The organism is Nocardioides cremeus (genome assembly GCF_030518195.1).
GTDB classification, from domain to species: domain Bacteria; phylum Actinomycetota; class Actinomycetes; order Propionibacteriales; family Nocardioidaceae; genus Nocardioides; species Nocardioides cremeus.
This window is the reverse complement of sequence record NZ_JAULSC010000001.1, coordinates 344,632-368,100: the sequence shown is the minus strand read 5'-3', so window position 1 is coordinate 368,100 and position 23,469 is coordinate 344,632. Positions and strand designations below refer to the sequence as shown.

Below are 23,469 nucleotides of genomic sequence, written 5' to 3'. Positions count from 1 at the left end.
GAGCCGGGTCACAACCGGGCCCGCTCCTGCTGGACGGCGAGCACCGCGCACAACCCGGCCAGGACCGCCAGCACAGGAGCCACCGAGAACCGCTGCGCGAGCGTGGTGATCATCAGTGGGAACCCGAACCCGATGTAGGCGGTGGCGTAGAAGGCCGCCGACACGGTGCCCAACCGGCCTTCGTTCGCCAGCGGGGGCAGCCGCGAGATCCCGCTGGCGAGCGCGAGACCGCCGCCGGCCCCGAGCGCCACCGAGGCCGGGACGGCCAGCAGCAGGAGACCGGGCACGGCCGCCGCAAGCGCCGTACCGCCCAACCCGACGACTCCGCAGGCGGCCGCGACGGGTGCGGTGCGCGGCCCGAGCCGACCCTGGAGCGGCGCCGCCAGGGCTCCCGCACCGAGGGCGAGACCGCCCATGAGCCCCGTCAGCGCCACGGGTGCGACCGGGAACCCGACGAGGACCGGCACCGCAGCGATCGCGCTCGCCGGGAAGGCGTAGACACAGATCGCCAGTGGGGCGACGACGAGCAGGGCGGTACGCCGGGCACCGGGCCGGAACGCCCCTGGAGGGGAGGCACCAGCGCTGCTCGGCGGCCGGACCAGCGACTCGGCCACCGACCGCGCGGCCAGGAGCGCCACCAGCAGGACCACCACGTGCAGCAGGTAGGGCAGGACCAGGGGCCAGGGCCCCCACTGGCCGATCAGGCCGGCGTAGACCGGACCGATCGCGAAGCCTCCCGTCATGGCGACCGCGGCGGTGCGAGGACCCGCAGGACTGCCGCGGCGCAGGGCGGTCTCGACCAGCCAGGCGCTGCCGACGCTGAACACCGTCCCCGAGGCGGCCCCCTGGAGGAACCGGACGACGTAGAGGAGCAGCTCGCTGTCGACCGCGAGGACGAACAGCGCCGACGCGGCGGCCGCGCAGACCGCCCCCGGCAGCACGACCCGGCGCCGCCCGAGCTGGTCGGCGGCCCGGCCCGCGAACGCCAGCGCCAGCATCAGGCCGAGGGCGTAGACGCCGAAGATCGCAGTCAGCGACGCATCGGTCATCGCGAGCCGCTCCCTGTAGAGCAGCAGGAGAGGGGTGGGGACGTTGGTCCCGGTCGCCACCGCGAGCAGCAGCACCGCCAGTCGTCGATCCGGGCTCCAGGTCACCCGGCCCAGCCTCGCACGGGTCCCGCCGCGCGAGGCGACGACGTCGCCGTCGTCCCGGCGCTCAGACCCGGTCGCCGACCTTCGTGCCGCGCTCGCCGGCGTCGGTCAGGCGGGCCTCCTCGGCGGCCTGGGCCTCGAGCTCCTCGCGGCGCTCGGAGTCCCTGCGGTGGCGCAGGTCGTCGTACTCGCCCGGTTCGGAGACCAGGTCGGTGGCGCCGCGTTGCAGACGGCTCAAGGCGTTGCGCCCGAAGATCTGCTGCTCGGTGGCGGTCCGCTCGGAGCGGCCGCGGCCCAGGAAGGAGACGAACCAGTGCAACACCGCGGTGACGCGGTTCTTGAAGCCGGTGATGTAGAAGAGGTGCACCGCGAGCCACATCAGCCAGGCGATGAAGCCGGTCAGGCGCAGCTTGCCGACCATCGCGACCGCGCGGAAGCGGCTGATGGTGGCCATCGAGCCCTTGTCGAAGTACTTGAAGGGCTTCTGGGCGGGCTTGTCCTTGAGGCGGCCGTCGATCTCCTTGGCGGCGTACTTGGCGCCCTGGATGGCGACCTGGGCCACGCCCGGGAGGTTGTCGAGGGAGATCATGTCGCCGACGACGAAGACCTCCGGGTGCCCCGGCAGGGTCAGGTCGGGGTTGACGCTGATGCGGCCGGCCCGGTCGAGCGGGGCGCCGGTCTGCTCGGAGAGGGTCTTGCCGAGCGGGCTGCCCTGCACGCCGGCGGCCCAGATCTTGGTGATGGCCTCGACGCGCTCGGTGTGGCCGTCCTTGTAGGACATCTCCAGGCCGCGCTCGTCGACGTCGGTCACCATCGCCCCGAGCATCACCTCGACGCCGAGGTCCTCGAGCTCCTTCTTGGTCTTCTCGCCGAGCTTGGCTCCGAAGGGCGGCAGCACCTGCGGGGCGGCGTCGACGAGCAGCACCCGCGCGCTGCGGGTGTTGATGTAGCGGAAGTCGCGGCGCAGCGTGCGGTGCGCGAGCTCGGCGATCTGGCCGGCCATCTCGACGCCGGTCGGCCCGGCGCCGACGACCACGAAGGTCAGCAGGTGGTCGACCTCCTCGCCGCGGCGCGCGGCCAGCTCGGCCATCTCGAAGGCGCCGAAGATGCGCCCGCGCAGCTCGAGGGCGTCGTCGATGCTCTTCATGCCGGGCGCGAACTCGGCGAAGTGGTCGTTGCCGAAGTAGGACTGCCCCGCGCCGGCGGCCACGATCAGCGAGTCGTACTCCGAGACGGTCTCGCGGCCCAGCACGTGGGAGGTGACGCGGCGCTGCTCCAGGTCGATGTCGGTGACCTCGCCGAGCAGCACGGTGGCGTTGTCCTGCCCGCTGAGCACCTCACGGGTCGGCGGGGCGATCTCGCCCTCGGAAAGGATGCCCGTGGCGACCTGGTAGAGCAGCGGCTGGAAGAGGTGGTGGGTCGTCTTGGCGACCATGGTGACCTCGACGTCGGAGCGCCGCAGCTGCTTGGTGCCGAAGAGGCCGCCGAAGCCGGAGCCGATCACCACCACCCGGTGGCGTCGTCCCGCGTCGGGCGATGCGTCCTGGGTCGCGGTCATGGGTGCTCACCTCTCGTGTCCGGGGGCGCTGCCCCGGTTCGTCGTACGTCGTGCGGTCGTCGTGCGGCGCCGGGTCGTGCGGACGTCCGCCCCATCATCCCCGATGCCCCGTCCACCATCGTCTCAACCAGCACCGCCCCCTCCACCATCCGTATGGTCGGTCACATCCCGGTGACGTAGGTGAAAATGCTCGTACCTGCCGTTTGTCCCGGAGCCCGGGTGGGTAAGCGGGCACCAGAGCGGTCGCCACCGCCTGTCCTGATGTCCACCGTGGGAGTCCGCCCGTGCCGCTGAACCGGCCCGCCCTCTTGCTGGGCGCGGGACCCCGCAGCGTCCAGGACGCGAGGCGCTGGGTCGTGGACACCTGCCGTGACATCGACCGGCCCGAGCTGGCCGAGTGCGCCGAGCTGGGCGTCTCCGAGCTGGTCACCAACGCGCTGCTGCACGGCGAGGCACCGATCCGGGTCCGGGTGCGTGGCACCCGCGAGCACCCCCGCGTGGAGGTCCGTGACGCCTCGCGGGAGCGGCCGGTGCTGCCCGCGCCGCCCGAGGACGGCGACGAGGACGACCTGCTGCTCACCTTCGGTCGTGGCCTGAGCATCGTGGCGCGCTCCTCCGACGCCTGGGGTGCCGAGATGGAGTCCGACGGCAAGGTCGTCTGGTTCGCCCCGGCGGCCAGCTTCGCCGACGACGAGGGCGTGCAGGGCGTCATCACCGGGCTCGACGAGCAGCCCGTCGCGCCGCCCGCCGACCCGGTGACCGTGCGCGTCGGCGACGTCCCCGTCGAGCTGCACCAGGCCTTCCAGCGCCACTTCAGCGAGCTGCGCCGCGAGGTGCGGCTGCTGGCGCTCGCCCACGAGTCCGACTACCCGATCGCCAAGGAGCTCTCCGACCTCTTCTCCGAGGTCGACCGCGAGCTGCGCCACGGCCTCGGCGCCGATGCGGTCGCCCTCGCCGAGTCGCACGACGAGGTCACGGCCGACATCGAGGTGGTGGTCGCGCGCTCGAGCGCCGACACCACCGAGCACTTCATCGAGCTGCTCGACACCGCCGACGCGTTCTGCCGCCAGCAGCGGCTGCTCTCCCTGGCCCGCTCCGAGGAGGAGCGACGCTTCCAGCAGTGGTACCTCGGCGAGTTCGTGCGCCAGGCCCGGGGCGACCAGCCGGTCCCCTGGTCCCACGAGACCCACTCCGGCGTCTGACCCACGCCCGCACTGCTTCGGGCCGGCAGTCGGTGCGCACTAGGGTCGGCGGGTGAGCCCGCACCCCCCGACCGGCGCGAGCGCCGGGCCCGCTGCGCTCGCCGCGGTCGCAGCCGGCGGCGCGGCCGGAGCACTGCTGCGCTGGTCGGTCGGCGAGGTCGTCACGACCGGCAACGCGCTCGTCGTGGCGACCGCGGTCGTCAACGTGGTCGGCTCCTTCGCGCTCGCCGCCCTCCCCGCGCTGCGCGTCGTACGCCGCACGCCGCTGCTGCAGCTGGGCCTCGGGCCGGGCCTGCTGGGTGGCTTCACCACGCTCTCGGCGGCCTCGGAGCAGACCCGGTCGCTCCTCGACGCCGGCCGGGTGCCGGCAGCCGCCGCCCTCGTGGTGCTGACGCTGGGCGCCTCGCTCGCGGCGGTCGCCCTGGCGCGGCGCCGCTGGCCGCAGGAGCAGCACCGGTGACGCCGCTGCTGGTCGCCCTCGGCGGCGCGGGCGGTGCGGCGCTGCGCTGGCGCCTGGGCGCCCTCCTCGACTCGGCCGCGTCCCCGCGCGGCACCCTGCTGGCCAACCTGGTCGGCTCGCTGCTGCTCGGGCTGCTGCTCGGCCTGGCCCTGGGCGGGCACACCCTGGCCCTGCTCGGCACCGGGTTCTGCGGGGCGCTGACCACCTACTCCTCGTTCGCGGTGCAGACCCACGACCTGGGTCGCCGAGGGGCGGCGTACGCGCTGGTGACGCTGGCGGGCTCGCTGGCCCTCTGCGCCCTGGGGTTCGTCGTCGGGGCCCGCCTGTGAGGTGCGACCGGCCGGCTCAGGCGTAGCCGAGGTCGTGCAGGCGCGCGTCGTCGATGCCGAAGTGGTGGGCGACCTCGTGGACCACGGTGACCCGCACCTCGTGGGCCAGCTGCTCGGGGGTGTCGCAGAAGTCGAGCAGCGGGCCGCGGAACAGGAAGATCCGGTCGGGCAGCGCCGCGGGCGCCCAGGAGTCGCGCTGGGTCATCGCCAGCCCGTCGTAGAGCCCGAGCAGGTCGTCGGGCTCCTCGGGCGGCGGCTCCTCCTCGACGAGCACCACGACGTTGCGCACCAGCGAGGCCAGCTCCTCGGGGATCTCGTCGAGCGCGGCCTCGACCAGCGCGTCGAAGCGCGCCGGGTCGGTGACCAGGGGGTCGAGCGGGTCGAGTGGCACCGCTCCATCGTGCCCGAGAAGCACGAGAGCTCCGAACCGTGACGGTCCGGAGCTCTCGTGCTTCGTGCTGGCGACCCCGACGGGACTCGAACCCGCGGCCTCCGCCGTGACAGGGCGGCGCGCTAACCAACTGCGCTACGGGGCCATCGCTCGTGCCGGTCAACCTCACCGGCGAAGCGTCGAAACCCTAACCCACGACCGCGACCACACCCAATTCGAGGGCGGTGGAGCCGTGTGACGGGCCTTGAGCAGTACCCCCAACGGGATTCGAACCCGTGCTACCGCCGTGAAAGGGCGGGGTCCTGGGCCGCTAGACGATGGGGGCAGGACGCGGCCGAGCATAACGCGAGCACCCGGCGCCCGCGTGCGTCGGCTCGCGACCGGCCCGGGACGGCTGGCAGGCTGGGCCCGCCCCCGCACGGTGGGCGCGCGCCGAGGAGGAAGGGACGGGTCCGCATGGCGAAGCCGACCCTCCAGTCGATCGCCGACGAGGTCGGGGTCAGCCGGATGACGGTCTCCAACGCCTTCTCCCGCCCCGAGAAGCTCAGCGCCGACCTGCGCACCCGCATCCTGGCCACCGCCGAGAAGCAGGGGTACGCCGGGCCCGACCCGGCTGCACGCGCCCTGGCCCGCGGCCGCACCGGGACGGTGGGGCTGCTCGTCACCGGGCGGCTGGGCGACAACGTGCGCGACGCGGTCGGCACCGAGTTCCTCGTCGCGGTCGCCGACGCCCTCTCCGACCACGGGCTCGCGCTGACCCTGATCGTCGCCGGGGTGGGCGGCGAGGTGGTGCCGGCGCGCGACGTGCCGATGGACGGTGCGCTCGTGCACGTCAGCGAGCCCGGCTCGCCCGACGTGGAGTGGCTGCGCCGCCGCGAGCTGCCGCTGCTCACCGTCGACCAGGACCCCCTGCCCGACGTGCCCAGCATCAACGTCGACGACCTCGCCGGGGCCCGGGCCGCCGCGCAGCACCTGCTCGACCTGGGGCACCGGCGCATCGCGACCCTCAACCTCGACCCGCCGAGCCCGCCCTCGCTGGAGCGCGCCCGCGGCTGGGCGGAGGTGCTGGAGCCGGCCGGCGCCGCGCTCGTCGAGGCGGGCGCGGCGTTCCGGCCCCCGGAGGCGGCGTACGACGCTGCCTTGCGGCTGCTGGAGCGCCCCGACCGGCCCACGGCGCTGCTGTGCTTCTCCGACGCCTTCGCCGCCCAGGCCCTGCGCGCCGCGGAGGCGCTGGGCCTGCGGGTGCCGGAGGACCTGTCCGTCGTCGGCTTCGACGACGGCCCGCTGGCGACCTCGCTGGCCCCGGCGCTGACCACCGTGGCGCAGGACGTCACCGAGAAGGGCCGGCTCGCGGTGGCCGGCCTGCTGCAGGTCATGGCCGCCGCGCGCGCCGCCGACACCCCTGCCGGCAGCGCCGGCGCGAGCCGGACCGTGATGCCGACCTCGCTCGTCGTGCGCGGCAGCACCGCCCCTCCCCCGACCGATTCGTGACGTCCCGGGACGCTGCGGTAAGGTGACCGCGCTCGGGCAGGTAGCTCAGTTGGTACGAGCGTCCGCCTGAAAAGTGGAAGGTCGGCGGTTCGACCCCGCCCCTGCCCACGAGCACCGCAGGGCTCTGACCTGCAGCGAGAGCCCCCGTCGCCCAGCGACGGGGGCTCTTCGCGTCGACGCGCCCCGACCCCTACGGCCCGCACTCCGCACCGGCCCGCCTCTCACCCCTAGGCGCTACTTGTGGGGTGAGGACCGCGATGGGATGGTGGGCAAAGACCCTCGCTGGAGACCACGGCGGGGCAGGCACCTCCCATCGACGGGTTGCCACGCATGAACAACGTCTCCCCCCTCAGCACGACCATGACCAGGGAGCGTCGCCGCACGGCGACCGCCAGGTTGCTCACCGAGGCCCACAGCCAGCCGCCCGGTCCGGGCCGCGACGCGCTGCTCGACCAGGTGGTGCTGCTCAACCGGGGCGTGGCCACCGCGGTCGCCGCCCGCTACCGCGACCGCGGTGTCGCCTGGGAGGACCTGGAGCAGATCGCGCTCGAGGGCCTGGTCCGCGCCGTACGCCGCTTCGACCCGGAGGCCGGCGACGACCTGCTGGGCTTCGCGGTGCCCACCATCCGCGGCGAGGTGCTGCGCTACTTCCGCGACCACGCCTGGTCGGTGCGCCCGCCGCGGCGCGTGCAGGACGCGCGCCGGCTGGTGGCCCAGTCGCGCGACCGGCTCCGGGTGCAGCTGGGACGCGAGCCCTCGCGCCTGGAGGTGCTGGCCGACACGGGCCTCGACGGCAGCGACTACGACGACTCCCAGCGTGCCGACGGGTGCTTCGCCGCCACCTCGCTCGACCAGCCACTCGACGGGCAGACAACCACCACCCTCGGTGACATGATGGTCGACGAGCACGACGAGGAGGAGGCGAGCGACATGCGCCTGCTCCTGGCGCCGGCGATGCGTCGCCTCGGCGAGCGGGAGCGGCGCATCCTGCAGCTGCGCTTCGCCGAGGACCGCACCCAGGCCGAGATCGGGCGCGAGCTCGGCATCACCCAGATGCACGTGTCGAGGCTGCTGGCCCGCATCCTCGAGAAGCTGAGAAAGGACATCGCTGCATGACTCCAGGGGGGACCCTCGGCCCGCACACCCGCGAGACGGCGTACGCCGCCCTCTTCGCGCGGATCAGCGAGGGCCTGCTGGGCGACCCCTCCACGCCGCTGACCTTCCAGCGCGTCGTCGAACGGGCGCGCGAGGTCGTCCCCGGCTGCGAGGGTGCGGGCATCACCCTGCGCGGCCGGGGGCGCAGCTCCGAGAGCACCGTGGCCGCGACCTCGGAGCTGGCCCAGGAGGCCGACCGGCTGCAGTACGAGCTCGACGAGGGCCCCTGCCTCGACTCCGCCCGCGGCAGCTCCGACGCCACGACCCTGGTCTCCGGCGACCTGCGCCACGAGGAGCGGTGGCCCGCGTGGGCCGACTCCGTCACCCGGCTAGGGGTGCGTTCGGTGCTCAGCATCCGGCTGCACACCGAGGTCGAGAACATCGGCGCCCTGAACCTCTACTCCCGCACGACGAAGGCCTTCGGGGACGAGAGCGTGGAGCTGGCCGAGATCTACGCCATCCACGCCACCAGCGTGCTCAGCCAGGCCCGGCTGGTGACCGGGCTGCGCACCGCCCTGGAGTCGCGCCACGACATCGGTGTGGCGCAGGGCGTGCTGGCCGTCACCTACGACATCAGCTACGAGCAGGCCTTCGAGCTGCTGCGACGGATCTCCAACGACACCAACACCAAGCTGCGCGACGTGGCCCGCCAGGTGCTCAGCGAGCGCGGTCTCCCCGCGGCGCTGCTGCACTGAGGCCCGTGGCCGCCGACGGGTCGACCAACCCGTGCTCGAGCGCCCAGGCCACGGCCTGGGTGCGCCGGGTGACACCGATCTTGCGGTAGGCCGAGCGGATGAACGTCTTCACGGTGTTGACCGTGACGTAGCAGTGCCGCGCGATCTCCTCGTTGCTCAGCCCGAGCGCGATCAGCTCGACCATCTCGCGCTCCCGCGCACTCAGCTCCACCGGCACCGCGCACGGCCCCACCGAGCGCAGCGTCTCGTCGCGCCCCTCGCCAACCCCCGAGGGCCCGTCCGCCTCGCGGGACGGCGGGACGTCGACCAGACCGACCATCCGGTGCGCCAGCCGGCTCAGCTCGGCGTGCAGCTCCTGTGCACCCAGCGCCCGGGACACTCCCACCGCGGGGCAGGGCACCTGGGCCCGCCGTCCCTGCTCGCCCGGCCACACGTAGGCGACCGGCAGCCAGCCCCGGTCGACGACGCGCCGCAGGAGCGCCCGGTCGTCGCTGCTCATCGGCGCCGAGGGCTCGAAGACCACCGGCCGGGGCGCCTGCAGCGACAGGGTCGCGTCGAGCACGTCGACGCGCGCCGTCGGCACGAACGGCTCCAGCAGCGCGCGCAGACCGTGCGTGAGCAGCCCGGACTGGCCGACCACGGCGATCCTGACGCCGTCGTCGGCCGGACGCGGCGTCGGGGCGAGGCTGGCGGTTGTCATGGTGTACCTCCCGGGAAGTGAGGTCGCCCCCGTACCCCCCTGCCGTTAGGCGCATGCCTGGCGCTCGGGCCCCGCGAGTGTGACCTGCACCATCACGCCCGAGACGCCGGGTCCCTGCGCGATCGCCCAGGAGCACGGCTTACTATCTCCTCGAAACTCTTGCTGGAGACCACGGCAAGACGGAGTCCTCCTGCACCTCAGGGCCCATGTCTGCAGCCTCCACACCGCCGGGTCCGGGCGAGCCCGGCCACCACGACCGCATCTACGCGGCCTACTTCGCCCGCATCAGCGAGGGCCTGCTCAGCTCGGGCGACGAACCGGTGACGTTCGAGCGCGTCGTGCGCCGGGCCGTGCAGATCGTCCCCGGCTGCGACGAGGGCGCCATCACCGTCGCCCGCCGGCGCCGCGACGCCGTGCCGGCTGCCGTCACGACGCCCGCGCTCGGGCTGCTCGAGCGGATGCTGGATGGCGACGGCGACGGCCCGTCCTGGCCAGGGAGCGACAGCGGGATGCTGCTGTCCGACGACCTGCGCCACGAGCGTCGCTGGCCCGACTGGTCGGCGGCGGCCGTCGACCAGGGCTTTCGCTCGGTCCTGGCGATTCGGCTGCAGACCGAGGCCAGGGAGATCGGCGCGCTACGGCTCTACTCGCGCCGACCGCGCGCCTTCACCGACGACGCCCTCGACATCGCGGAGATCTACGCGACGCACGCGGCCACCGCGCTCAACCAGGCGCGCCTGGTCACCGACCTGCGCACGGCCCTGGAGTCGCGGCACGAGATCGGCGTCGCCCAGGGCATCCTCGCGATGCGCTACGAGATCGGCCACGAGCAGGCCTTCGAGCTGCTGCGCCGCTACTCCAGCCGCACCAACACCAAGCTGCGCGACGTGGCCCGCATCGTGGTCGCCACCCGCGCGCTCCCCGAGGACGACAAGGGACCGGACTGACTCAGCCCCGCTGGGCCTGGGCGACCACGTCGAGCGCGGTGCGGGTCAAGGTGGTGCCGTCGCACCGGGAACGCTCCAGCAGGCGTTCATAGGCGGTGGCCATGTCGACCCGCTCGAGGTAGGCCAGCACGCCCTTGGCCTGCTCCACCACCTCACGGGCCCGCAGCGCGTCATGCACCAGTCCGTCGACGTGGTGCCGGGGCACCGGACGGGCGTGGACCACCAGCAGCGTGGCCATGTCGGCCACGGCCTGCACCATCTCCTCGTCCTCCGCGGCCAGACGGCCCTCGGCGTGGAAGATGTTCAACCCGCCGATGGTCGTGGCGCGGTAGCGCATCGGGAACGCCACCACCGACCCGAAGCCCGCCGCGGCGATGCCGTGCCCCACCTCGCCCCAGCGCCGGACCATCTCCTCGCCGCTCGCGCGCACCATCCGGTCGGTGCGCAGGCACTCCACGCACGGACCCCGGTCGTGCTGGATCTGCAGCATCTCGATCTCCGCGGCCCGGTGCGAGGTGGCGCTGAGCAGCGCCACCCGGGAGTCGTCGCCGTCGCGCGTCATCACCGCCACCGCCGCAGCCCCCAGCCCGGCGGCGCAGTCGGCCACCAGGGTCGCCAGGGCGTCCGTGACGTCCTCGGGACCGCGCGTCAGCGCGGCCGCCGCGCCGCTGAGGGCGTGCCGCACGGTCGTGTCGCTCATCGGGGACCTCCGTGGGGGTCGTGGCTGAAGTCGAGCTCGCCGCTCACGACCCGGCGCGCCACCTCGTGGACGCTGGCGTCGTGGGCGAAGGCGTGGGCGCGCAGGATGGCCGCCGCGTCGGCGGGGCCGATCCTCAGCTGGGCCACGATCGCGCCGGTGGCCTGGGCCACCCGGTCACGCTCGGACCACAGGCCGCGGCTGTCGTCGTCGTACGCCGCCTGGCCCAGACACGCGGCACCGACGGCGTCGCCGAGGAAGTGCAGGCTCTCCTGCTCCTCGTCGAGCACCCCGGCCTCCTCGAAGTGCACTGTGACGACGCCGACCACCACCCCGTCGGGGCGCATCGGGAGGGCGTGCACGTGGGCGGGGTGCTCGGGGGACAGCCCGGAGAGCCGCGGCCACGTCCGGACGTGCGCCTCGTCGGAGTCGACCGAGGCCACGATCCCCGTGCGCAGCGCCTGCAGGGTCGGGCCCTCCCCCGCCAGGTCCTGGGCGTCCTCGTAGCGCGCGGCCGACTCGTCGGTGGCGCACAGCAGGGCGCGCTCGTCGCCCAGCGCACCCAACGAGATCGCGCCCCGCTCGGCGCGGGCCAGGCTCACGTAGGCCGTGCACAGGCGGATCGAGAGCGGCGCCCCCGCCAGCTCCTGGCGCGCCAGCAGCCGGGTCAGCTGCACCAGCAGGTGCGCATGCTGCGACACGGCGACCACCTCGGTCTCCGCCCCGGTGGGCCGGGACGAGCGTGGACAGGACAGGACGGGTCGGACGGCGTCCGACACACCGCCAGCCTACGCCCGGTGCGCCTCAGGCGTTGGAGGGCGGCGCGGAGACCGCCGCCAGCATCCGGCCGACCTCGTCCTCGGGCATCGCGCGCGCCACGTCGGCCTGGCTGAGCATGCCGACGAGCTCGTGCCCGTCGATCACCGGGAGCCGGCGCACGTCGTGGTCCATCATCGTGCGCAGCGCCTCGCTGGCGTCGTCGTCGGCCCCGATGGTCACCGGCTCCTCCCCGCAGAACTCCGCCACCAGCACCTGCGAGGGGTCCTTGCCGTCGGCCACGCAGCCCACGACGATGTCGCGGTCGGTGACGACGCCGTGCAGGCGCTGGTCCTCGCCGCAGATGGGCAGGGAGCCGACCCCGAGGTCGCGCATCCGGGCGGCCACCGTGGCCACGGTCTCGTCGGTCCGCGCGCAGTGGGCGTCGGGGGTCATCAGCTCGCGTGCAGTGGTCATCCTGCCTCCTCGGTTCGCGCCGCCGGCGGGTCCGGTCGGTCGGCGGTCCCGGTACCCGCGCACTCGCTCGGCCATGCCGCATCCGTGGCGCAGCCGCCCGACCGGGTGGTGAGAGGGGTGCTTGACCGCGCCTAGCGTCGGGGCCATGCCCAGCACCGCGCAGCAGTCCTCGACGACACCGTCCGCCGCCCGCACCCCCGGCACCCGCGCGCTGGCCTGGGCGGTCCTGGCCGCCGCGGTCCTCGAGGTGGTCGCGCCCGCGATCACCCTCAACGGGCCCGGCTCCTCCCCCGACGCCGGCTCCGGGCCCGAACTGCTGATCACCCCGGCCGGCTGGGCGTTCTCGATCTGGGGCGTCATCTACGCCCTGGCCATCGCCCAGGCCATCGGGGTCCTGGCGGCCGGCGCCGAGCACACCAGCCGCCGGCTGCAGGTCGCCCAGCTCGTGCTGTACGTCGGCGGCGCGGTGTGGATCGCGGTGGCCGGCGTCGACAGCGTGCTGGCCACCGCCGCGGTGCTGGTGGTGATGGCCGTGGCGGCGACGCTCGCCGTGCTGACCGTGGCCACGCTGCGCGGCGGCCCCGACTGGCTGCGGCTGCTGAGCCGGGCGGCCGTGGGCCTGTACGCCGGCTGGGTCACCGCGGCGGTCTTCCTCAACGTCTCGACGGCGCTGGCCGAGGTGGGCCCGCTCTCGGTGCGCGACACCGGGTGGCAGGTCGTCGCACTGGCCCTGTCGGCACTGGCCCTCCTGGTGGTCACCGTGCTCACCGGCGCCGTCGTCACCTACCCGCTGGCAGGTGCCTGGGCGATGCTCGGCATCGGGGTGACGGCCGCCGGCGACGGCACGACCGCGGTGCTCGTCACCGCGGTGGTCTCGGGCCTGCTGCTGCTCGCGACCCTCGTGGCCGTGCGAGCGAGCGCTCGCGGCCGGGCCGGCTGAGGACCTGCCCGCCTCGCCCACCCCCACGGTGCGGCGCGCGGCTGCGACAGTGGAGGCATGGACGTCGCCCTCACCCTGGTCGCGGGCACCCTGCTGATCGCCGTCATCATCGCGGCGAACGGCTACTTCGTGGCCCAGGAGTTCGCCTACATGGCCGTCGACCGGTCGCGCCTGAAGGCCATGGCCGGGCGCGGCGACAAGGCCGCGCGCCGCACGCTGCGCATCACCGACCGCACGTCCTTCATGCTCTCGGGCGCCCAGCTCGGCATCACCGTGACCGGGCTGCTGGTCGGCTACGTCGCCGAGCCGGTGCTGGGCACCGCCATCGGCGAGGTCCTGGGCGGGGTGGGGGTGCCCGCCGCCACCGGCATCCTGGCCGGCACCCTGCTGGTGCTGGTCCTCTCGACCTTCGTGCAGATGCTCTTCGGCGAGCTGTTCCCCAAGAACCTCGCCATCGCCCGGCCCTACCCGGTCGCCCAGCGCCTCTCGCGCTCGACGCTGCTCTACATGGGTGCCTTCGGCTGGCTGATCAGGGTCTTCGACGCCGCCTCCAACGCGCTGCTCAAGGTGCTGCGCATCGAGCCGGTGCACGACGTCGAGCACTCCGCCAACCTGCACGACCTGCGGCGCATCGTCACGGTCTCGCGCGACGCCGGTGAGCTGCCGCCCGAGCTGAGCCTGGTCCTCGACCGGATGCTCGACTTCCCGCAGCGCCCGGTCGGCCACGCGCTGGTGCCGCGCTCCCGCGTCGACGTCATCTCCCAGGACACCCCGCTCGCCGAGGTCCGCGACGCGATGGAGGGTGGCCACTCGCGCTACCCCGTGCTCGACGACGAGGGCGACGTCGTGGGCGTGGTCCACCTCGTCGACGTCCTCGACGCCCTGCACGGCGTCGGCGACGACGAGGCGGCCGCCACCCGGCCGGTGGCCGAGGTGGCCCGCCCCGCCACCGTGGTGCCGAGCCTGATGCTGCTGCCCGCGGCGCTGGCGGCGATGGAGCGCAGCGGCGACCAGATGGCCTGCGTGGTCGACGAGTACGGCGGCTTCGTGGGCGTGGTGACGGTCGAGGACCTGGCCGAGGAGGTGGTCGGCGAGATCACCGACGAGCACGACGTCGACGAGGCGCCGCACCTGGTGCCGCCCGGTGCCGACGGCCGGTGGAGCGTGCGCGGCGACGCTCCGCTCGACGAGGTCGAGCGCGAGATCGGGGTGGCGCTGCCCGAGGGCGACTACGTCACCCTCGGCGGCCTGGTGATCTCCGCGTTCGGCGCGCTGCCCGACCGGGGCGAGCGCGTCGTGGTGGCCCTGCCCGACGACCCCGCCGACCTGGCCCACGACGACGACCCGCCCGGTCGCCACCTCGAGGTCGAGGTGCTCGAGGTCGCCAGGCACGTGCCCACCCAGCTCGCCGTTGCCCTGCGCACGAGCGAGCCCGAGACCCCCGGCGACCAGCCGAGCACCGAGAGCGAGGGCGCCCGATGACCGGTCTGGCCGCCATTCCCGTCACCATCGCGATCATCGCGGCGAGCGCCTTCTTCGTGGCCACCGAGTTCTCGGTGATCGCCGCCCGGCGCACCCGCCTCGAGGCCGCCGCCGCCGACAGCCGCTCGGCCCGCGCCGCGCTGCGCAGCGCCTCGGAGGTGCCGCTGCTGCTGGCCGGCAGCCAGCTCGGCATCACCGCGTGCACCCTCGCGCTCGGCGCGGTGACCAAGCCGGCCGTCGACCACGCGCTCGAGCCGGTGCTCGAGCAGGTCGGCCTGCCGGCGTACGCCGCCGCCCCGGCGTCGTTCGCGCTGGCGCTGCTGCTGGTCACCTTCCTGCACCTCGTGGTGGGCGAGATGGCGCCCAAGTCGTGGGCCATCAGCCACCCCGAGCGCTCCGCGACCCTGCTGGCGCTGCCGATGCGGGGCTTCATGTGGACCTTCCGCCCGGCGCTGCACCTGCTCAACGAGGCCGCCAACCGGCTGGTGCAGCGCCTCGGCGTGGAGCCGAAGGCGGAGGTGGCCATCGAGCAGGATCCCGACGACCTGCGCGAGCTGGTGCGCCACTCCGCCGAGACCGGTGAGCTCGACGCCGGCTCCTCCGAGCAGCTGGTGAGCGCGCTGGAGACCTCGCGCGCCACCGTCGACCAGGTCGTCGGCGACCGCGACCTCGTCGTGGTCGAGAGCGGGGCCAGCGTCGCCGAGGTGCACGAGCAGGCCCGCAGCTCCGGGCACCTGCGGGTGCTGGTCGGCAACCGGCACGCCCCCACCGGCGTCGTGCACGTGCGCGACACCCTGACCGCCGGCGACGACGACCCGGTGGACCCCTTCGTGCGCGACCTGCACCGCCTCGACGGGAGCACGACCGTGCTCGAGGCCCTCTCCGAGCTGCGCGAGCAGGGCACCCAGATCGCGCTGGTCGTGCGCGAGGGCGCCTCGCCCGCGGTGGTCACCATCGCCGACCTGCTCTCGCGGCTGATGCCCGCGACGGCGCGGGCCGAGCAGGTCGTCTCCGACTAGGCCCCGGCCCGGGGGCCGCGGCGCGCACCGCCGGTGGTAAGCACGTCGGCCTACCCGGGCGGGTGGTTTGGGGATCGCCTCGGTGCACACGCGTTTTACCTTGGCGCCAGGTGGGCAGAGGACGGTGCACCCACCCGACTCGAGGAGACGCCAGATGAGCGAGAACCGCGCACCGCAGGGACTGACCGACGAGGAGCTGGCCGCCGAGACCGGCGCGGCGCTGCCCGACAAGGAAGTCGTCTCGATCCTCGACCTCAACGCCGACCTCGACCTCGCGATCGACGCGGCCGCCCCGATCGACCTCGGTGTGGCGGCCAACGCCAACGTCGCGGCCCCCATCGACGCCGCCGTCGGCGCCAACGTGCTCTCCGAGGGCTCCACCGCCCAGGCGATGGCCGACCAGGGCGCGGTGATCAACCAGAACGTCGAGGCCGACGCGATCGCCAACGCCACCCAGGACAGCACCATGGAGCAGGGCGCCTCGCCCGACGCCTCCGCGAGCAACGACCCGGCCACCACCGCCGCGGGCGACCCGACCGGGCAGGAGTCCACCACCCCCACCGCCCCTGACGCGGTCGGCGGCACCAGCGGAGCCACCGACGGGGTCACCGACGGGGCCGCGGGCGCCACGAGCGGTGCCGTCGACGGTGCGACCGGGGCCGTGGACGGCGCCACCGGCGGCGCGACGGGCGGGGCCACCGACGGCCTGGGCGACACGGTCGGCGGTGCCGTCGGCGACGCCGGGGGCGCCGTGGGCGATGCCGGGGGTGCCGTGGGCGGCGTGACCAGCGGAGCGCCGTCCGTGGGCGACCTGGCCGACGGCAACCTGCTCGACGTCAACGTCGACCTGGCCGCCGACGCCAACCTCGCGGCCCCGATCAACGGCGCCGTGGCCGCCAACGCCAACGTGGCCGCGCCGATCGACGCCGCGGTGGCCGCCAACGTCGGCTCGGTCGACAGCGAGGCCGTCGCCCTGGCCCAGCAGGACGCCGTGATCAACCAGAACATCGAGGGTGCGGCCGAGGCGACCTCCGACCAGTCGTCCGACATCTCGCAGCCCTGAGACGCACCCCGGTGACCCAGCAGACCGACCCGCCGCCGCAGACCGCGCTCGCCGACTCGGCGGCCGGTCTGCGGCGCGCCGACGGGGTGCGCCTGATCGGCGAGATGGAGGGGTCCGGCTACCGGACCCCTCCGGCGCTCGCCCGGCGCTCCGACGGCCAGACCGTCCAGCTCACGCCACTGCTCTACGCGGTGCTCGACGCCCTCGACGGGCAGCGTGGCCTCGACGAGGTCGCAGGACGGGTCCGCGAGACGACCGGGCGACCGGTCAGCGCCGACAACGTCGCGGCGCTGGTGGACAAGCTGCGCGAGCTGGGGCTGGCGGTGCGTCCCGACGGCACCGAGCCCGTGGTGCGACGCAGCAACCCGCTGCTGGCGCTGCGGCTCAAGGTCGCGGTCACCGACCCCGAGCGCACCCGGCGGCTCGCGACGCCGTTCGCGCGTCTCTTCCACCCCGCCCTCGTGCTGCCGGTCGTGCTCGGCTTCGCCGCCATCACCGTGTGGGTGCTGGTGGTCAAGGGGCTGGCCTCGGCCACGCACGAGGCCTTCGCCCGCCCGGGGCTGCTGCTGGCGGTCCTGGCCGTCACCGTGCTCTCGGGCGGCTTCCACGAGTTCGGGCACGCGGCGGCCGCGCGCCGCGGCGGGGCCGACCCGGGCGTGATGGGCGCCGGCCTCTACCTGGTCTGGCCGGCCTTCTACACCGACGTCACCGACTCCTACCGCCTGGGCCGGGCCGGCCGGCTGCGCACCGACCTCGGCGGCCTCTACTTCAACGCCATCGTGGTGGTGGCCACGATGGGCGTGTGGTGGGCCAGCGGCTCCGACGCGGTGCTGCTGGTGGTCGCCACCCAGATCCTGCAGATGCTGCGCCAGCTGCTCCCGTTGGTGCGCTTCGACGGCTACCACGTGCTCGCCGACCTCACCGGCGTGCCCGACCTCTTCCAGCGCATCGGACCCACCCTGCGCGCGCTGGTGCCCTGGCGGGCGAGCGAGCCCGCCGCCCGCGACCTGAAGACCTGGGCCCGCGCGGTCGTCACCGTCTGGGTGCTGACCGTCGTGCCGGTGCTGCTCGGTGTCGTGGTGCTGCTGGTGCTGACCCTGCCCCGCATCGTCGGCACCGCCCTCGCGGCCGCCGACGCGCAGCGCCGGATGATGCTCGGCGGCGCCACCGGCGACCCGACCCTGCTGGAGTCGGCCGGGCACGCGGTCTCGATGGTGGTGGTCGCGCTGCCGGTGCTGGCCATCGGCTACCTGCTGACCCGGGTGCTGCGTCAGGTCGGCACCGCCACCTGGCGGCGTACCTCCGGGCGCCCCCTGCGCCGCGGCCTGGCGATCCTGGTCGCCCTCGCGCTGGCGGCCGGGCTGGCCTGGGCCTGGTGGCCGCAGGAGGACCGCTACCGGCCGGTGCAGGCGTGGGAGGGCGGCACCCTGGGCGACGTGGCCACGCTGGTGCGCCCGCCGACCGGCTACGAGGTCGGCGCCCGGGGCAACGGCACCATCTACCTGCCCGAGGGGGCGGCGGCACCCACCCGCGAGCGGCCCACGCTGGCCGCGGTGCTCGTGCCCACCACCGGCGCCGTCGGCACCGCCGGTGCCCCCGGTGGCACCGCGACCGCACCCGGGGACGACCTCGAGACCGGTGACGTCGAGCAGGCCGGCAGCGACACCTGGATCTTCCCCTTCGACGAGCCGCTGGCGCCCGACGCCGGCGACAACCAGGCCCTGGCGGTCAACACCACCGACGAGACGGCCGCCTACTCGGTCGCCTTCGCCCTGGTCTGGGCCGACGGCGAGGAGCCGCTGACCAACACCAACGAGGCCTACGCCGCGGCCAGCTGCCAGCGCTGCGCGGCGGTCGCGGTCGCCTTCCAGGTGGTGCTCGTGGTCGGCGAGGCCGACGTGGCGGTCCCGCAGAACACGGCCGTCTCCGTGAACTACGACTGCACCAGCTGCCTGACCTTCTCGGCCGCGGTGCAGCTGTTCGTGACCCTCGACGGGCCGCTCAGCGCCGAGTCCACCGCCGAGATCGAGCGGATCTGGGCCGACGCGGTGACCTTCGGCCAGGACATCGGGTCGGTGCCCCTCGACCAGATCCGGGCCAAGCTGACCAGCTTCGAGCAGCAGATCGTCGCGGTCATCGAGGCCGAACAGGGGCCGCTGGTCCCGGGCTCCGAGTCGGGCTCACCCTCTCCGGGCGCCAGCCCCTCGGGCAGTCCGACGGGCAGCCCCTCGGGCAGTCCGACGAGCAGTCCCACGCAGAGCCCCTCGGGCAGTCCGACGGGCAGCTCCGGCGCGGGGTCGAGCACCGGTCCCTCCTCGAGCCCCTCGTCCAGCCCGTCGGCCAGCGCGTCATCGAGCCCGTCGAGCACCGGCTCCGCGAGCCCGTCGGCGAGCCCGTCGAAGAGCCCGTCGAGCAGCGCGTCGCCGGCCGGGGCGTCCTCGGGGTCCGCGTCACCCTCGGTCAGCGCCACGCCCTGAGCGGCACCACCCGGGACGACGACGGGCCCCCGCCCCGGCGTCGGCGTACGCCGCGGGGGTGGGGGCCCGTCGTGTCGGGGCTCGGCCGGTCAGAGCACCAGGAAGAGCAGGATGATGATGGCGATGACGAGAGCGGCGATGGCGATGGTGCGAGTGTTCATGGTTCCTCCTGGTGACGGGGTGCGGGGCGCCCGGACGGACCCCCAACCCTGATCGTGGGGCACCAACCTGCCAGTGACCAGCCGCCGCGCGGGACACCCCTTCGGACACACCCGTCACACCCGTGACCCCGCCGCCCAAGGGGGCCGCCCTCACCCCCTTGGGCGGTGTGGGCTCCCCCGCGACAGGACAACCTCCCAGTGAGCGCCGCCGGCGCGAGAAGGAGGCATCACCATGCGAGGCATCCTCGGAGCGATCGTCGTCATCTGGCTCGTCATCGGCGTGGCCGCCGCCGTCCAGCGCGGCTACTTCGGCGACGACCAGGAGGTCAGCTGCGCCACCGCCGGCACGACGGCGGTCACCGTCCTGGCCGGACCCCTGAACTACCTGGGCGTCAACCCCGAGGTCGACTGCGAGGTGCCGGAGCCCTCCAACTAGGGCGGGCCGCCGCAGGACCTCCGGCCCTGGTCCGTGGGGTCCTGCGTGGGACGATGGAGGCACCATGACGACACCGGAGCCCGTCACGCGCCCGCGGCGCCGCCACCTGATCGACCCCGCCAACCCGCCCCCGCCGCCGAGCGGCGTCTCGCTGGGCCGGGTGCAGCAGTGGGTGCTCTCGGTGCTGGCCACCACCACCATCCTGCACCTGACCTTCGGGCTGCTCCTGGCGGCCTGGACGATCGACCAGGACGACCTGGTGCCGGTCGTGGGCCTCGAGGTGATCGCCGGTGTCTTCGCGATGATCGCCGTGGCGGTCGCCCGGGCCATCCACCGGCGCCCCGTGCTCTCCCCGTGGCTGCTGCTCGGCGTGTTGCCCACGCTGCTCGGGCTCGCCGTCACGCTGCGTTGACCCGGGTGTCGAGCTTTCTGGAGGGACCACTGCGTGCGAACCCAGGACCCGGCACGCCGAGGCGGGCCAGACTGGGCACAGCGCGACGACCCCGACGCGCGACGACCACCCGGGGAGGGACACGTGGCTGAGCCGGCCGGCACCGACGGCCCCTCGTGGCGCGCCCTCGTCGAGGCCGGCACCGACGGCCTGTGGCTGCTCGACGTGGACGGCACGACGGTGTGGGCCAACCGGCGCCTGGGCGAGCTGCTCGGCCGAGGCGACGACGACCTGGTCGGCCTGCCCGCCGCTGAGGCCTTCCCGGCCGAGGCGCGAGCACGCGTCGCGCGCCACCTCTCGCTGCTGGCGCGCGCGACGCGGGGCCGCGACAACGTGGCGATGCAGGTGCAGCGCGCCGACGGCACGCTGGTGCCGGTGCTCGTCAGCTACGCACCCGTGCGCGAGGACGCGGCCCCCGTCCGCTGGCTGCACCGCCTGACCCCCGCCCCCGCCGTTGACCCGGGCATCGCCCCGGACAGCACCCCGAGCAGCGACGAGGACACGCTGCGTCGCCGCCTGGCCGAGGTCACCGAGCGCGAGCGCCAGCTCGCCGAGGCGCAGGACATCTCGGGCATCGGCAGCTGGTCGTGGGACGTCGCGGCCGACCGGGTCGTGTGGTCCGAGCAGCTCTACCGCATCTACGACCTCGACCCCGCCGCCCACGTCGCGACCTACCAGGGCTTCCTCGACAGCATCCACCCCGACGACCGCGAGATGGTGCAGCAGCGGGTGCAGGCCACCTTCGAGGGCGCCGAGGAGTTCGCCTTCGACGCGCGGGTGCTGCGTCCCTCGGGCGAGGTGCGCTGGACCCACGGCCGCGGCCGGGTCACCCGCGACCCGGCGACCGGCGCTCCGGTGCGGATGAGCGGCACCACCGCCGACGTCACCGCCCTGCACCGCCACCAGGAGGCCGCGGCCGAGGCCACGGGACGGATCCACCTGCTGCAGGAGCTGGCCGTGGCGGCCAACAGCGCGACCACGCTCGAGGAGGCCGTCGTGGTCGTCGGGGCTTCCCTGGTCGAGCACACCGACTGGTCCCCCGTCGCCGGCTACCGCGCCGACGCCGACGCCGAGCCGCTGCGCCGCCTGGACCTCCCGATCCCGCCCGCCTGCCCGCCCGACGAAGACCTCGCCGAGCAGGCGCGGCGCACAGCGAGCATCAGCGACGGCCCCGCCCCGGCGCCGTACGACGCTCCCGGCGCCGCCGCCCGCCGCCTCGTCTGCCTGCCGGTGCTGGCCGGAGACCGGGTCGTGGCCGTGCTGCAGGCGCTGACCGGGCCCTGGGTCGGGGAGGAGCACCAGCGACTCGCCGCGCAGGTCGCCGACCAGCTCGGGGTGGTGGCGACCCGCGAGCGCGACGCCGCCGAGGTGCGCGCCGCGCGCGATGCTGCGATGGAGGCCTCGCGGCTGAAGTCGGAGTTCCTGGCCACGATGAGCCACGAGATCCGCACGCCCATGAACGGCGTCATCGGCCTCAACGAGCTGCTGCTGCGCACCGAGCTCGACGACCACCAGCACCGGCTGGCCGCCGGTGTGCAGAGCGCCGGGCTGTCGCTGCTGGCGATCATCAACGACATCCTCGACCTGTCGAAGATCGAGTCGGGCAAGCTCGAGCTGGAGGACGTCGACTTCGACGTGCGCAGCGTCTTCGAGCAGACCGCGGCCGTGCTCAGCGGCCCGGCCCACGAGAAGGACCTCGAGCTGGTGGTCTCCTGCCACCCCGACGTGCCCGAGTTCCTGCGCGGCGACCCGACCCGCCTGGGCCAGGTCCTGACCAACCTGGGCTCCAACGCGGTGAAGTTCACCGAGCACGGCGAGGTCGCGATCCGGGCCCGCGTCGAGCGCAGCGACGGCGACGGGGTGCTGCTGCACGTCGAGGTCACCGACACCGGCGCCGGCATCGCGCCCGAGGCCCAGGCCGGGCTCTTCGACGCCTTCACCCAGGCCGACCTGTCGACGACCCGCCGGCACGGCGGCACCGGGCTCGGCCTGGCCATCTCCCAGCAGCTCGTGGAGGCGATGCAGGGACGCATCCAGGTCGACAGCCAGCCCGGCCGCGGCAGCACCTTCTCCTTCACCGCCCGGCTCGAGCACACGTCCGTGGCCCCGCGCCGCGCGGCGACGCGACCCCAGCCGCTGCGCGACGAGCGGGTGCTCGTCGTCGACGACAACGAGACCAACCGGTTCATCCTCACCGAGCAGCTCGCCGCCTGGCACCTGCGCCCGGTGGCGGTCGCCACGCCGGCCGAGGCGCTGGCCGCCCTGCGCGAGGCGCACGCGTCGGGCGAGCCCTTCACCGTCGCCCTGCTCGACCTGGTGCTGCCGCGCATCGACGGTCTCGAGCTGGCACGGATGATCCACAGCGACCCCGACCTCGCCGGGCTGAAGATGCTGCTGCTGACCTCCGACCAGGCGGTCAGCACCCGCAGCGCCCGGGCCGCCGGCATCAGCACCACCCTCAACAAGCCCGTGCGGCACGCCGAGCTGTACGACGCCCTGGTCACCGCGACCGGGCGCGGCGGGGAGCCGGCGCCCCGGTCGGTGCGCCGGGTGGTGGTGCCCTCCCTCGACCTCGCGGTGCTCGTCGTCGAGGACAACCCCGTCAACCAGCTCGTCGCCACGGGCCTGCTGGAGTCGCTGGGCCTGCACGTCGACGTCGCCGACGACGGGCTGGGCGCCGTCGAGGCGCTGCGCGACGGGCACGACTACGCGCTGGTGCTGATGGACTGCCGGATGCCGGAGATGGACGGCTTCGAGGCCACCGAGGTGATCCGCGCCCGCGAGGAGGCCGGACGCCGGGTGCCGATCATCGCGATGACCGCCTCGGCGCTCGAGGGCGAGCGGGAGCGCTGCCTGCTGGTCGGGATGGACGACTTCCTGACCAAGCCGGTCGACCCGACCGCGCTGGAGGAGGTGGTGCGGCGCTGGACGCGACCGCAGGTGCAGGGGGTCGAGGCGCCCGGGGCACCCGAGCCGGTGCCCGAGCGCGAGTCGGAGCCCGAGTCGGAGCCCGGGTCCGAGCCCGTGGCCCAGGAGGGGGCCGAGCCGGAGCCGCCGGTGGTCGACGACGTACGCCGCCAGGTGCTCGACGAGCTGGTCAAGGACGGGCAGAGCTTCTTCGACCGCACGGCTCGCTCGTTCTCCGGCCGCATCGACGAGCAGGTCGCAGCGATCCGGGACGCGGTCGACGCCCGCGACGCCAACCGTGCCTTCACCGCCTCCCACCTGGTCAAGGGCAGCGCGCTCAACCTGGGCCTGCCCCGGGTCTCGGCCGTCGCGGCCGCGCTCGAGGCGCACGCGCACGCCGGGCGCACCGACGAGGCCGAGCCGCTTCTCGTCGAGCTCGAGGCCGAGGTGGCGCGGGCCGTCGACGAGCTCTCACGGCTGGTGCGGTCCTGAGCCCGGCGCCCGCCCCCCTGCCCGGCCCCCTG

Annotated in this window: 22 protein-coding genes and 3 tRNA genes; 16 read left to right on the top strand and 9 right to left on the bottom strand. The window is 74.4% G+C overall.

Annotation, left to right across the window (positions count from 1 at the left end):
* Positions 1-8 precede the first annotated feature (8 nt).
* Both QWJ41_RS01745 and QWJ41_RS01740 read right to left on the bottom strand, forming a co-directional pair.
* Positions 9-1,154 carry an MFS transporter gene (locus QWJ41_RS01745; RefSeq protein ID WP_302705427.1) on the bottom strand — a complete coding sequence of 382 codons (1,146 nt, stop codon included), beginning with the start codon at positions 1,152-1,154 and terminating at the stop codon, positions 9-11.
* A 61-nt stretch (positions 1,155-1,215) separates the two neighbouring features.
* Positions 1,216-2,709, bottom strand: a complete 1,494-nt coding sequence (locus QWJ41_RS01740) for an NAD(P)/FAD-dependent oxidoreductase (protein ID WP_302705426.1) — start codon at positions 2,707-2,709, stop codon at positions 1,216-1,218.
* A gap of 284 nt (positions 2,710-2,993) precedes the next feature.
* Between QWJ41_RS01740 and QWJ41_RS01735 the strand changes: the two genes are divergently transcribed.
* The 3 genes from QWJ41_RS01735 to QWJ41_RS01725 are packed head-to-tail and all read left to right on the top strand — an operon-like array spanning position 2,994 to position 4,700.
* On the top strand, positions 2,994-3,911 hold the full coding sequence (locus QWJ41_RS01735) for an ATP-binding protein (protein WP_302705425.1): 918 nt from the start codon (positions 2,994-2,996) through the stop codon (positions 3,909-3,911).
* 52 nt (positions 3,912-3,963) lie between these two features.
* Positions 3,964-4,371, top strand: a complete 408-nt coding sequence (locus QWJ41_RS01730) for a CrcB family protein (RefSeq protein WP_302705423.1) — start codon at positions 3,964-3,966, stop codon at positions 4,369-4,371.
* Positions 4,368-4,700: a CrcB family protein gene (locus tag QWJ41_RS01725; protein WP_302705422.1), complete on the top strand. Its 333-nt coding sequence runs from the start codon at positions 4,368-4,370 to the stop codon at positions 4,698-4,700. The genes QWJ41_RS01730 and QWJ41_RS01725 overlap by 4 nt, the downstream gene beginning before the upstream one ends.
* Positions 4,701-4,716: 16 nt before the next feature.
* Here QWJ41_RS01725 and QWJ41_RS01720 read toward each other — a convergent pair whose 3' ends face one another.
* The 3 genes from QWJ41_RS01720 to QWJ41_RS01710 form a co-directional block, all read right to left on the bottom strand.
* Positions 4,717-5,091 (bottom strand): metallopeptidase family protein, encoded by a 375-nt coding sequence (locus tag QWJ41_RS01720; protein ID WP_302705420.1) that lies wholly within the window; start codon positions 5,089-5,091, stop codon positions 4,717-4,719.
* 68 nt (positions 5,092-5,159) lie between these two features.
* Positions 5,160-5,236: transfer RNA gene (locus tag QWJ41_RS01715), tRNA-Asp, on the bottom strand.
* Positions 5,237-5,343: 107 nt separating this feature from the next.
* Positions 5,344-5,416, bottom strand: a tRNA-Glu gene (locus QWJ41_RS01710).
* 131 nt (positions 5,417-5,547) lie between these two features.
* Here QWJ41_RS01710 and QWJ41_RS01705 point away from each other — a divergent pair.
* The 4 genes from QWJ41_RS01705 to QWJ41_RS01690 all read left to right on the top strand — a co-directional run bounded on the left by QWJ41_RS01705 (position 5,548) and on the right by QWJ41_RS01690 (position 8,432).
* Positions 5,548-6,582, top strand: coding sequence for a LacI family DNA-binding transcriptional regulator (locus tag QWJ41_RS01705; RefSeq protein ID WP_302705419.1), 1,035 nt, complete (start codon positions 5,548-5,550; stop codon positions 6,580-6,582).
* Between the two features lie 34 nt (positions 6,583-6,616).
* Positions 6,617-6,690: transfer RNA gene (locus QWJ41_RS01700), tRNA-Phe, on the top strand.
* 222 nt (positions 6,691-6,912) lie between these two features.
* Positions 6,913-7,698 carry a sigma-70 family RNA polymerase sigma factor gene (locus tag QWJ41_RS01695; protein ID WP_302705418.1) on the top strand — a complete coding sequence of 262 codons (786 nt, stop codon included), beginning with the start codon at positions 6,913-6,915 and terminating at the stop codon, positions 7,696-7,698.
* On the top strand, positions 7,695-8,432 hold the full coding sequence (locus QWJ41_RS01690) for a GAF and ANTAR domain-containing protein (RefSeq protein WP_302705417.1): 738 nt from the start codon (positions 7,695-7,697) through the stop codon (positions 8,430-8,432). The genes QWJ41_RS01695 and QWJ41_RS01690 overlap by 4 nt, the downstream gene beginning before the upstream one ends.
* Here the strand turns inward: QWJ41_RS01690 and QWJ41_RS01685 are convergent.
* Positions 8,395-9,132 carry a helix-turn-helix transcriptional regulator gene (locus tag QWJ41_RS01685; protein WP_302705416.1) on the bottom strand — a complete coding sequence of 246 codons (738 nt, stop codon included), beginning with the start codon at positions 9,130-9,132 and terminating at the stop codon, positions 8,395-8,397. The two genes, QWJ41_RS01690 and QWJ41_RS01685, sit on opposite strands and share 38 nt — an antisense overlap.
* Positions 9,133-9,338: 206 nt before the next feature.
* Between QWJ41_RS01685 and QWJ41_RS01680 the strand changes: the two genes are divergently transcribed.
* A complete protein-coding gene (locus QWJ41_RS01680) occupies positions 9,339-10,079 on the top strand; it encodes a GAF and ANTAR domain-containing protein (RefSeq protein WP_302705415.1) in 741 nt (246 codons plus the stop codon).
* 1 nt (position 10,080) lies between these two features.
* Here QWJ41_RS01680 and QWJ41_RS01675 read toward each other — a convergent pair whose 3' ends face one another.
* The 3 genes from QWJ41_RS01675 to QWJ41_RS01665 all read right to left on the bottom strand — a co-directional run bounded on the left by QWJ41_RS01675 (position 10,081) and on the right by QWJ41_RS01665 (position 12,009).
* The gene (locus tag QWJ41_RS01675; protein WP_302705414.1) at positions 10,081-10,779 is read right to left on the bottom strand and encodes a GAF and ANTAR domain-containing protein; all 699 of its coding nucleotides are present in this window, start codon (positions 10,777-10,779) and stop codon (positions 10,081-10,083) included.
* Positions 10,776-11,477, bottom strand: a complete 702-nt coding sequence (locus tag QWJ41_RS01670; RefSeq protein WP_302705413.1) for an ANTAR domain-containing protein — start codon at positions 11,475-11,477, stop codon at positions 10,776-10,778. The genes QWJ41_RS01675 and QWJ41_RS01670 overlap by 4 nt, the downstream gene beginning before the upstream one ends.
* Positions 11,478-11,580: 103 nt before the next feature.
* Complete coding sequence (locus tag QWJ41_RS01665) at positions 11,581-12,009, bottom strand: CBS domain-containing protein (protein ID WP_302705412.1); 429 nt, start codon at positions 12,007-12,009, stop codon at positions 11,581-11,583.
* A 145-nt stretch (positions 12,010-12,154) separates the two neighbouring features.
* Here QWJ41_RS01665 and QWJ41_RS01660 point away from each other — a divergent pair, with 145 nt between their 5' ends.
* The 8 genes from QWJ41_RS01660 (at position 12,155) to QWJ41_RS01625 (ending at position 23,437) form a co-directional block, all read left to right on the top strand.
* A complete protein-coding gene (locus QWJ41_RS01660; protein WP_302705411.1) occupies positions 12,155-12,949 on the top strand; it encodes a TspO-related membrane protein in 795 nt (264 codons plus the stop codon).
* A gap of 57 nt (positions 12,950-13,006) precedes the next feature.
* Positions 13,007-14,431, top strand: a complete 1,425-nt coding sequence (locus QWJ41_RS01655) for a hemolysin family protein (RefSeq protein WP_302705409.1) — start codon at positions 13,007-13,009, stop codon at positions 14,429-14,431.
* Positions 14,428-15,450 (top strand): CNNM domain-containing protein, encoded by a 1,023-nt coding sequence (locus QWJ41_RS01650; protein ID WP_302705407.1) that lies wholly within the window; start codon positions 14,428-14,430, stop codon positions 15,448-15,450. Before QWJ41_RS01655 ends, QWJ41_RS01650 begins: the two co-directional genes overlap by 4 nt.
* Positions 15,451-15,604: 154 nt before the next feature.
* Positions 15,605-16,513, top strand: a complete 909-nt coding sequence (locus tag QWJ41_RS01645; protein WP_302705406.1) for a hypothetical protein — start codon at positions 15,605-15,607, stop codon at positions 16,511-16,513.
* An 11-nt stretch (positions 16,514-16,524) separates the two neighbouring features.
* Positions 16,525-18,990: a hypothetical protein gene (locus QWJ41_RS01640; protein WP_302705405.1), complete on the top strand. Its 2,466-nt coding sequence runs from the start codon at positions 16,525-16,527 to the stop codon at positions 18,988-18,990.
* Between the two features lie 393 nt (positions 18,991-19,383).
* Positions 19,384-19,587 (top strand): hypothetical protein, encoded by a 204-nt coding sequence (locus QWJ41_RS01635; RefSeq protein WP_302705403.1) that lies wholly within the window; start codon positions 19,384-19,386, stop codon positions 19,585-19,587.
* Positions 19,588-19,651: 64 nt separating this feature from the next.
* A complete protein-coding gene (locus QWJ41_RS01630) occupies positions 19,652-19,999 on the top strand; it encodes a hypothetical protein (RefSeq protein WP_302705402.1) in 348 nt (115 codons plus the stop codon).
* A gap of 123 nt (positions 20,000-20,122) precedes the next feature.
* Complete coding sequence (locus QWJ41_RS01625; protein WP_302705401.1) at positions 20,123-23,437, top strand: response regulator; 3,315 nt, start codon at positions 20,123-20,125, stop codon at positions 23,435-23,437.
* Positions 23,438-23,469: the final 32 nt, after the last annotated feature.

Bases quoted from the DNA above. Each gene is read 5' to 3' on its own strand.
- QWJ41_RS01630 (WP_302705402.1), top strand. From the start codon at position 19,652: ATGACGACACCGGAGCCCGTCACGCGCCCGCGGCGCCGCCACCTGATC.
- QWJ41_RS01665 (WP_302705412.1), bottom strand. From the start codon at position 12,009: ATGACCACTGCACGCGAGCTGATGACCCCCGACGCCCACTGCGCGCGG.
- QWJ41_RS01660 (WP_302705411.1), top strand. From the start codon at position 12,155: ATGCCCAGCACCGCGCAGCAGTCCTCGACGACACCGTCCGCCGCCCGC.
- QWJ41_RS01655 (WP_302705409.1), top strand. From the start codon at position 13,007: ATGGACGTCGCCCTCACCCTGGTCGCGGGCACCCTGCTGATCGCCGTC.
- QWJ41_RS01650 (WP_302705407.1), top strand. From the start codon at position 14,428: ATGACCGGTCTGGCCGCCATTCCCGTCACCATCGCGATCATCGCGGCG.
- QWJ41_RS01695 (WP_302705418.1), top strand. From the start codon at position 6,913: ATGAACAACGTCTCCCCCCTCAGCACGACCATGACCAGGGAGCGTCGC.
- QWJ41_RS01635 (WP_302705403.1), top strand. From the start codon at position 19,384: ATGCGAGGCATCCTCGGAGCGATCGTCGTCATCTGGCTCGTCATCGGC.
- QWJ41_RS01675 (WP_302705414.1), bottom strand. From the start codon at position 10,779: ATGAGCGACACGACCGTGCGGCACGCCCTCAGCGGCGCGGCGGCCGCG.
- QWJ41_RS01685 (WP_302705416.1), bottom strand. From the start codon at position 9,132: ATGACAACCGCCAGCCTCGCCCCGACGCCGCGTCCGGCCGACGACGGC.
- QWJ41_RS01645 (WP_302705406.1), top strand. From the start codon at position 15,605: ATGAGCGAGAACCGCGCACCGCAGGGACTGACCGACGAGGAGCTGGCC.
- QWJ41_RS01680 (WP_302705415.1), top strand. From the start codon at position 9,339: ATGTCTGCAGCCTCCACACCGCCGGGTCCGGGCGAGCCCGGCCACCAC.
- QWJ41_RS01705 (WP_302705419.1), top strand. From the start codon at position 5,548: ATGGCGAAGCCGACCCTCCAGTCGATCGCCGACGAGGTCGGGGTCAGC.
- QWJ41_RS01740 (WP_302705426.1), bottom strand. From the start codon at position 2,709: ATGACCGCGACCCAGGACGCATCGCCCGACGCGGGACGACGCCACCGG.
- QWJ41_RS01690 (WP_302705417.1), top strand. From the start codon at position 7,695: ATGACTCCAGGGGGGACCCTCGGCCCGCACACCCGCGAGACGGCGTAC.